We start from the raw sequence: 8,450 nt of genomic DNA on the forward strand, positions 1-8,450 counted from the left end.
TGGGTCTTGGGGTGACCACATAGAAGACATTGCATCAGGGAATAGGATAACTCAACTCCCTATAGGTTTAACAAACCCACACTTTTTTGATGCACGACCAAAATCTTACCTTTGTTGAGATTGTAAATACCAAGTCACAGTAGCCAATAATCCCTGCTCAAGCGTAAAAGGAGGTTGCCAGTCCAACATCTTACGAATTTTCCCACTATCGGTAGAAAATGAACTGAGTAGCCGATCTACTTGAGATGTTCTTCCGGTACAGTACCCTAAAACTTTTAACCATGATAGCGGCAAGGGAAACAAAGGTGTTGGGCGATTTAGGGCCAAGCCGGTGCGGTTCAGTAAGTCCGATGTCGATATATCTTCACCATCGCTCACGATAAAAATCTGATTTGCGGCAGATGGATGTGTTACGCATGTCAAAATGGCATCAATGAGATTGCCAACAAAAAGTAAGCTGCGGCAATTGTTCACTTGAGCTAAAGGTAAAGGTATACCAGCTTGTACTGCCTTTAACAGTTGCAAGAAGTTGGCTTTAACGCCAGGGCCATATACTAAAGGCGGTCTCAAGATAACAACTTCTAAATCAGTATTATCAGCAATTACGCTTAACAACCTTTCGGCTTGTTGTTTACTGTATCCATAGGGATCATCAGGGGTTAGGGGATCTAACTCATTAAAAGAGTGTTGTTCTGTCGATGTGCTGCCAAAAACCTTAATAGAACTTAGGTAGATAAAGCGCTTAACCTTTGCCTTAACAGCAGCTTTTGCAAGCTCTGCTGTAGCAAACGTATTCAATTCGAGAAAAGCAGGCAAAGAATCAGCAAATGTCTCCGTCTTTTGATGAACGCGAGCCGCAAGATGAATGACACAATCTATCTGCGACAAAATGTCTGTGCGTTGAACTAAGTCAAATAAAGAGTGAATAACGAGGGGCTTAACATGACTGGGGCAAGCAGAGATAGCATCTTCAGATCTAACAGCAGCCAATACTAATGTATTGGCTGGCCATGTTGCTTGGCAGAGTGCTGAGCCAACAAACCCATTAGCACCCGTGATAAGAATATTCATTTAGGCCTGCGGATAAGCTGAAAGACTTTGGTAAAGTACTTCGACCACACCTTTAGGATTGTTGTATCAATATCATTTTCTGCACAACCTCGGATAATCTCTTGATTCAGAATCCAGTTACTTTTCCAATTGAGAGTACTCACTCCACCAGTTCTCATTTTTACCATGACTTTGGGGATGTATTTGTAAGAAATCTTATGTTTTGCTAAAAAACGAATCATTAACTCATAGTCTGCTGCTATCTTGTAGTCTATTTGAAAAAGACCATAGCGTTCATAAGCTTGCCGCTTGATAAACACGGTAGGATGGGCTGGCATCCAGCCGTAAGCGAATAATTTAGGATGAAAATTAGCTGAACGATAGTAACGGACAATTTGGTTTAAATTATTAGGCCTGACATAGACTAAGTCGCCAAAAACGCAATCGACTTTTTCTTTTTCAAATGTTTCTATAATATCTAAAATAACATCTTTATTGGCATAAATATCATCGGCATTCAAAATACCAATAATATCACCTTTTGCCAGCCTGATTCCTTTGTTCATCGCATCATAAATACCTTGATCAGGCTCAGATATAAAAATGCTTTTTTGATTTAAGAATGGCTTTACTATTTTGGCCGTATCATCGTCTGAGTTGTTATCAATGATGATATGTTCAAAATTGGTATATGTTTGCATGTAGATTGTTTTAATAGTGTCTTGAATAGTGTCGGCACTATTGTAAGAAACAGTAATAATTGAGACCTTCATATATGAACTTGACGCTATGCATTTGCAATATTAACCTGACTATACTACGAACGACTTGTGGCTTAGAATTGCAAATTAAATAAACTGTAATTCTGGTTCAGCATTACCCTAAAACCAGTTACCCTATCGGCTGTTTGGGTCGGGATTGGAAGATGGCACGACAGGCATAACCGCAGGAGATTCTACTTTCACCACTGCTCCTAATGCATCGGTACGGTATGTCCAGGTCTGCGATCCATTGGAGACTTGTACTTGCCACCCTTCGACTAGGGCCATTGTGCATAAAATATCAGGCGAAGCTAGTCCCAGACAGCCATCTGGCCAAGTTCGTTTTTGAGCTTGAATGATTTGAAAACGATCTTTGGCATCGCCCGTCTGTTGGGAAATATCTTGCAAGACGGCCTGTTGAATCGCATCCGGTAAGGCAATGGGTTGAGGCGGTTGTGCAGACTGCACGACCCCTTGAGCGATCCAGAAAATATGACTTCCTGACTGGGGAAACACTATTGGATGCGTGGCAAAAGAGAGTGCTGCTGAAGGAAATAGGCTGAAGAGGCCAATTATCAGGCTTAAGCCGCAGGGATATAGCATATTCATGGCGTTGTCTACCGTGAAGGTTCACAGGGTTCCGTGGATCGTTGGCATCCACTGGAGCGAATGCTTCAGCGCTATCGGAAGCCATTTGATCTCTTTTGTATACTAATTGAATGAGAAAGGCCTCAGTCTTAAACGCACATCTTCAGGTTTGTGTCCTTTAGTCCTAAGGTATTTGGGTCTGAAATGCTGAGTTGTGAAGGCCATGTCTCAATCGTTATCCATCTTTTGTCAGTGAGCGGTCAGTCTCTTGAGTTACGCAATTGATTTTGGTACCAGCAATACCGTTGTTGCTCGTTGGAACCCGGTTACGGAGCAATCTGAAATCCTTAATCTGCCCGGTTTGAGCTATCAGACGGCCCAAAATCCTGACCTTATCCCTAGTCTGCTCTATGTGGAGCAGGCGGCTGAAAATAAAGTATGTGTTGGGCAGCAGGTGCGAGATCGCGGCCTCGATATCCAAAACGATCCCCGTTTTTTCCGCAGTTTCAAGCGGGGTATTGGTTCCAAGGTCCAAGGGTTTTTGCCTGAACTGGATGGCCAAACGGTTCAGTTTGAGCAGGTGGGGCAGTGGTTTTTACAGACGATTCTCCAGCAGCTCCAAACCACCTATCCCGATGTCAAGGACTCTCTAGTGCTCACCGTTCCCGTCGATAGCTTCGAAACCTATCGCCATTGGCTGGGGCAAGTCTGCCAAGATCTGCAGGTTGATCAGGTTCGCATGATTGATGAACCCACTGCAGCGGCATTAGGCTATGGTAAAGCCGAGCAAGATGTCCTGCTCGTGGTTGATTTTGGCGGTGGCACCTTCGATCTCTCGCTGGTCCAGCTCAATCCCTCGCAGCAGAAAACCCAGCCTTTGGGTTTTATCCTTAAGTGGGGAGATAAAAATCTAGCAGATACCTCGAAACAACGACCTCAGTCGGCCCGTGTGCTCGCCAAAGCTGGGCAGAATTTGGGAGGAACGGATATTGATCATTGGCTGGTGGATCACTTTGCTAAAACCCAACAACTCGCCATAACACCCCTGACCACCCGCTTAGCAGAGCGGCTCAAAATTCAGCTCTCGATGCAGCCCAAGGCCACCGAGGTTTATTTTAATGAGGAAACCTTTGATAGTTATGAACTGGCGCTAGACCGAGGGCAATTTGAGCAGATTCTTAAGGAGCATCAATTTTTTGATCGATTGGATGACAGTATGACCCAGGTCCTCCAGCAAGCTCGCCGTCAAGGTCTAGAGGTCGCAGATATTAAAGCCGTTTTGCTTGTGGGGGGGACCAGCCAGATTCCTGCGGTGCAAACCTGGGTCCAGCAGTATTTTGATGACAGCCACATTTGCAGCAGCCGTCCCTTTGAAGCCATTGCTCAAGGAGCTTTACAAGTGGCTCAAGGCTTAGAGGTGAAAGATTTTCTGTACCATAGCTATGGCATTCGCTACTGGGACCGCCGCCAACAGGCCCATCGTTGGCATCCAATCATACCCGCAGGTTTACCCTATCCCATGGAGGAACCCATTGAGCTGACTCTAGGCGCTTCTACCGATGCTCAGCCCAGTATTGAATTGATTTTAGGAGAATTGGGCAATACCAACAGTGGCACGGAAGTCTTTTTCGATGGTGATCGCTTGGTGACTCGGCCATTACCCGAAGTCCAGACCCTGGTTCAGCCCCTCAATGATCGGGATGGGTCAAGAAAAGTGGCGAAGTTAGCGCCGCCTGGGTATCCGGGGAGCGATCGCATCAAAGTTCAGTTTTGGGTCGATGGTCAACGCACCCTGCGGATCAGTGTAGAAGATCTGTTAACCCAAGATACATTGCTCAAAAACCAAGTGGTCGCTCAGCTAGGCTAAACCATCCAATGCCCCAGGGGGGGTGATAACTCCGAGGAGTTCCCCTGAGGCAATTTCATCCTAGCTTTCGGAGCCTCACACTACCTGAGTGTCAATACGGAATGGCAATCTCAATTGCCATCAGCGTGTCAGTAAAAATAAGCAAATAAAATGCCCCCGACTGGGGGCTAGTTTGTTGGAATGCACGTATATGGTGATGACAACCCATACGCGCTAGTGAGGTTTAAAGGGTTTGCTTATCTCTGCAGTTAAAGTAACAACCAATGGTGAAGATGCCGTGAATAAGTTGTTCTTTTCCCCATTTTCAGGAATTGGTTACAAAATACCCCTTAGTCCACACCAAGCGACAAAGGGGCAAAGGAGACGCAAGTTTTCGTTCATATGCCCTTAGCGTTCCCAAGTTTTTTGAGGGTTTAACATCTTTGCAACGAGGGAAAACTACATCAGTTGCGCCAACTCAATCCCGAGCCATTGGCTAAAGTTTTGTTTCTGCAGACTAGTGGGCTCAGGCACGGGCTTAACCGTGTAGGACTTTGGTACAGGCGCACCCAGGGTGAGCGAATGGGTGGCCAGTTGATCATCGTGAAACACGGTTATTGAGACTGAGTCCCCTGCTTGATAGTCTTGCAAACGTTGCTCAAGCTGATCCGGCTGAACCCGAAAACCATCCAAGGCCAACCACTCATCACCGGGCTTTAAACCAGCCTTCTGGGCGGGTGAGGCAATATCTACAAATTTGATGATGGTTTTTCCAGCTGGGTTGTGGATGGTTAAACCATGGTAAGGCAACGGATGTTTCCCAAACTCAGCAACCACGGTCAAGCCAAAGGGATTTAAGAACTCCTCGTAAGGCAATTCTACGGTTCCATCTAAATAATTCTGCCAAAACGGACTGAGGTCCATCTCGGCAATCGACTCAATGACCTCAAGGAGCTGGTCTCGGGTATAGCCCAAATTCTCTTGACCATAGGTTTGCCAAAGACGCAGCATCACATCATCTAGAGAACACTGGTTCTGATGCTGTTGGCGGATCTGTAAGTCGAGGAGGAGAGCGACGATTTCTCCTTTGAGGTAATAGGAGACCTGGCAGTTTCGGGTATTGGCGTGGGGGCGATAGAGTTTAATCCAAGTATCAAAACTAGACTCTGTTAAGGACTGGGTGTGTCGCCCTGGAATGGCTTGGAGGCGGGTAATGGACTCTGACAGCAGCTTCAGATAGAATTTGGCGTCATAAATCCCTGCTCGGTACGGCAGAATCAGATCATAAAAGCTGGTGACGCCCTCGCAGAACCAAAGGGCATCCGTGTAGTTTTCCTGGTCATAGTCAAAGGGATGAAGGGCTTGGGGGCGAATCCGCTTGACATTCCAAAGATGAAAAAACTCATGGGCAACCAATCCCATAAAACGGTTATAAGCGTCAGGTTTACGAAAGCCAAAGCGGGAATAGAGTAAGGAGCAGCAGTTGTGGTGCTCAAGCCCCCCGTAACCATTGGCCGACACATGCAGTAGGAAAAAATATCGGTCGTAGGGTAATCCTCCAAAGAGGTTAGCCTCGACTGCAATGATTTTCTGAGTGTCTGCGATAATCTTGTCTACGTCGTAATTTCCGGCTCCCCAAATGGCCAGTTGGTGGGGTTTACCCAAAGCGTCAAACTCATGCACTTGATGGGTACCGATCTCAAACGGGCTATCAACCAGGGTGTCAAAATTTTTGGCTAGGAAGGTGAGGGGTTGATCCGGCAAGGGATCTAAGGCGGTTGTGACTTGCCAGGTTGGATCTGGCGGGTGGATGGTGAGAGCGATCTCATCTTGTTCTCTTCCGGGGATGTAGAAAAACATGGCCCCTGGATTAAAGTAGCCATGACTGGCATCTAAATGATTGGTGCGTACCGTCAGCTCATGGGCATAAATGCGATACTGAATCCTGACTGCATGGGTATTACGCGTATAAACCTGCCAGTGATTTTTGCTAATTTTTTGCCATTTTAAAGTGTGCCCTTGGACATCTACTGCAGAAAAATCTTGCAAATGTTTCGCATATTCTCGAACGAGATACGACCCCGGTGTCCAGACAGGCAACTTTAAATCGAGGGAAGAGAGATCTTCGACTGCATAATCGAGCGTAACTTCGAATAAATGAGAGGCAGGATCAGGCATCGCCACTTCATACTGAAGTCTTGGGGGATGGGGAGCATTTATCAGATATGTCGATTCCATTCCTTCAGTCATAGGCTTCACTCCTGACATTGATCTATTTCAGTGTATCGATTTGAAGCAAGATAACTGGCTTAGAGAATCATGGTTTGCAAGTGACGGAAAAATACGAGATCGGGCCTGATTGGGGAATGCTAAGAGAAGTTGGACCTGCCAACACGGCAAGGGTTTAGGGCATGTAGCGTGGGAATGCTCCTTGTCTTCCACTTTTGAGTGTCATTTTCTTTTATGGGCTTGAACAGATGAGCATTCGTGAATTTGTATTTCTGATCTTTATTGGTATCATTGCTGGTCTCGTTCTTCCAGAGCTGAACCTTTCACTCCCCCTGCTCCATCTTTTTGCTTTTTATGTTTGTCTATATCTTGATATCTATATCCATGAATTTGGTCATGCACTTGCAGGAATGAGTGTTGGCTTTCCCATCCGAAAAATTAGCATAGGCACTGGAAAACCAATTTTAAAAACAAAAATTGGCCAAATGTTGTTCATCATCACTGATGGTTTGGGGGGTGGACTGACCTATATGGGTGAGGTTCCCAGAAAATATCTCAAGCCTAAGTATATGGTGTTTATTTTAGGTGGGGTACTCGCCCAAGCAATTGTAGTGGGTCTTGTGCTCCTTTATCTTAAGGTGACCGGCAACGCCATTTATACGCTTAATCGGATGACCCTTGCCCATGTTTTTCTATACTCGAATATCTTGCTAATTATTGGTAATTTAATACCGTATAATGCCAATCTGGGTGGCATGAGTTATCCCAGTGATGGTATGCAGCTTCTGCGGACTCCCTTTGCCCAAGAGAAGGATATTCAAGATATTCTGGCAACGGGCAAAATTCTGGAGGGGTATGAGTTATATGAGGCGAAAAAGTATTCTGAAGCAGAATCTATTTTTCGCCAATGTGTTACGTCTTTCCCTGACTCTTTGGTTGCCCTGATTAACCTAGGGGCCTCATTAATAAAGCAAATGAAATTAGTTGATGCCCAATCAGTGCTAGAAGAAGCGGTTGCACGTCACCCTAAAAGCCCCTATTTATTTTTGCTGAACAACAATCTGGCTTGGACCTTTTTCCTACAATTAACCCCTCACTCTTTGCAGCAGGCTGACACCTATTCAATCCAGGCGTATCAACAGAATTCAGCATTACCTGTTGTTTTAAACACAAGAGGGTGTGTGTTGATTGAGCAGGGTCAACTAGAGGAAGGAATTCAATTGTTAACCCGGTTTACCAAATTAAGACGTCCCATCAATGATAAAACCAATCCTGCCGCAGGCTTCATTTATCTCGCCTATGGTTATTTTCTCAACAATGATCGGGAACGGTCGTATCAATATCTTACAAAGGTAGAAGCTATCGAACAGGATTTAGCGCCAGATTATCAGGTACTTCTCCAGCATGCCATCTTGAAAACTGATAATTTTGGCAGAGAGCTGTAGGGACTGGTCAAGACTGATGGCCCTGGTTAATGGGGCGGAGTAGAGCGGTATGATAAAAGCCTTATTCCCGTGCTGATCGCTGTTATAAGAAGGAGAGCAGTTATGAACGTACTTCTGCGTCGCGTTGTGCCTGTCTTCATCCTGGTTTGGGTGCTGAGTGTTATGTCTAGCTTGAACGAGGTTGCGATCGCAGCAACCAATTTAGCGAAACAGCCTGCAGTTGATGTGTACGTTGCCTTAGGTAATGAAGCAGGGGAACTCAAATTTTTCCCGTCTGATCTTCAATTTGAACCCGGGCATCGTTATAACCTGCATCTGAGTAATCCAAGCAGCCAAAAGCATTACTTTACGGCCAAAGACTTTGCCGATGGAATTTGGTCCCAAAAGGTAGATGCTGGGAATGTAGAAATTAAAGGCGCTATTCATGAATTGGAGCTTTGGGGATGACAAGGGTTTCACAATGTGTTCTGAATCAGTGATAGCGCCCTCATGCCTCTCTGGTAATTGAGTCGTTTATGGGGTTTCAGTTGC

6 protein-coding genes and 1 pseudogene are annotated in these 8,450 nt (G+C 45.5%); 3 read left to right on the top strand and 4 right to left on the bottom strand.

Annotated features, from left to right (window positions below; all coding sequences use genetic code 11):
• Positions 1–105 precede the first annotated feature (105 nt).
• The 3 genes from Q0991_RS19280 to Q0991_RS19290 form a co-directional block, all read right to left on the bottom strand.
• Positions 106–1,071, bottom strand: coding sequence for an NAD-dependent epimerase/dehydratase family protein (locus Q0991_RS19280; protein WP_299491565.1), 966 nt, complete (start codon positions 1,069–1,071; stop codon positions 106–108).
• A complete protein-coding gene (locus Q0991_RS19285) occupies positions 1,068–1,823 on the bottom strand; it encodes a glycosyltransferase family 2 protein (RefSeq protein ID WP_299491567.1) in 756 nt (251 codons plus the stop codon). Before Q0991_RS19285 ends, Q0991_RS19280 begins: the two co-directional genes overlap by 4 nt.
• A gap of 123 nt (positions 1,824–1,946) precedes the next feature.
• Complete coding sequence (locus tag Q0991_RS19290) at positions 1,947–2,420, bottom strand: hypothetical protein (protein WP_299491570.1); 474 nt, start codon at positions 2,418–2,420, stop codon at positions 1,947–1,949.
• Between the two features lie 247 nt (positions 2,421–2,667).
• Here Q0991_RS19290 and Q0991_RS19295 point away from each other — a divergent pair, with 247 nt between their 5' ends.
• Positions 2,668–4,266 carry an Hsp70 family protein gene (locus Q0991_RS19295; RefSeq protein ID WP_299491572.1) on the top strand — a complete coding sequence of 533 codons (1,599 nt, stop codon included), beginning with the start codon at positions 2,668–2,670 and terminating at the stop codon, positions 4,264–4,266.
• A 438-nt stretch (positions 4,267–4,704) separates the two neighbouring features.
• Here Q0991_RS19295 and Q0991_RS19300 read toward each other — a convergent pair whose 3' ends face one another.
• The gene (locus Q0991_RS19300) at positions 4,705–6,495 is read right to left on the bottom strand and encodes a M61 family metallopeptidase (RefSeq protein ID WP_299491575.1); all 1,791 of its coding nucleotides are present in this window, start codon (positions 6,493–6,495) and stop codon (positions 4,705–4,707) included.
• A 227-nt stretch (positions 6,496–6,722) separates the two neighbouring features.
• Here Q0991_RS19300 and Q0991_RS19305 point away from each other — a divergent pair, with 227 nt between their 5' ends.
• Positions 6,723–7,919, top strand: coding sequence for a site-2 protease family protein (locus tag Q0991_RS19305; protein ID WP_299491577.1), 1,197 nt, complete (start codon positions 6,723–6,725; stop codon positions 7,917–7,919).
• Between the two features lie 162 nt (positions 7,920–8,081).
• A pseudogene (locus Q0991_RS19310) lies at positions 8,082–8,357 on the top strand (biphenyl 2,3-dioxygenase); the annotation flags it as partial.
• Positions 8,358–8,450: the final 93 nt, after the last annotated feature.

Origin of the sequence: Acaryochloris sp. IP29b_bin.137, assembly GCF_028285745.1 — a bacterium.
Lineage (GTDB): Bacteria > Cyanobacteriota > Cyanobacteriia > Thermosynechococcales > Thermosynechococcaceae > Acaryochloris.

Bases quoted from the DNA above. Each gene is read 5' to 3' on its own strand.
- Q0991_RS19280 (WP_299491565.1), bottom strand. From the start codon at position 1,071: ATGAATATTCTTATCACGGGTGCTAATGGGTTTGTTGGCTCAGCACTC.
- Q0991_RS19285 (WP_299491567.1), bottom strand. From the start codon at position 1,823: ATGAAGGTCTCAATTATTACTGTTTCTTACAATAGTGCCGACACTATT.
- Q0991_RS19290 (WP_299491570.1), bottom strand. From the start codon at position 2,420: ATGAATATGCTATATCCCTGCGGCTTAAGCCTGATAATTGGCCTCTTC.
- Q0991_RS19300 (WP_299491575.1), bottom strand. From the start codon at position 6,495: ATGACTGAAGGAATGGAATCGACATATCTGATAAATGCTCCCCATCCC.
- Q0991_RS19305 (WP_299491577.1), top strand. From the start codon at position 6,723: ATGAGCATTCGTGAATTTGTATTTCTGATCTTTATTGGTATCATTGCT.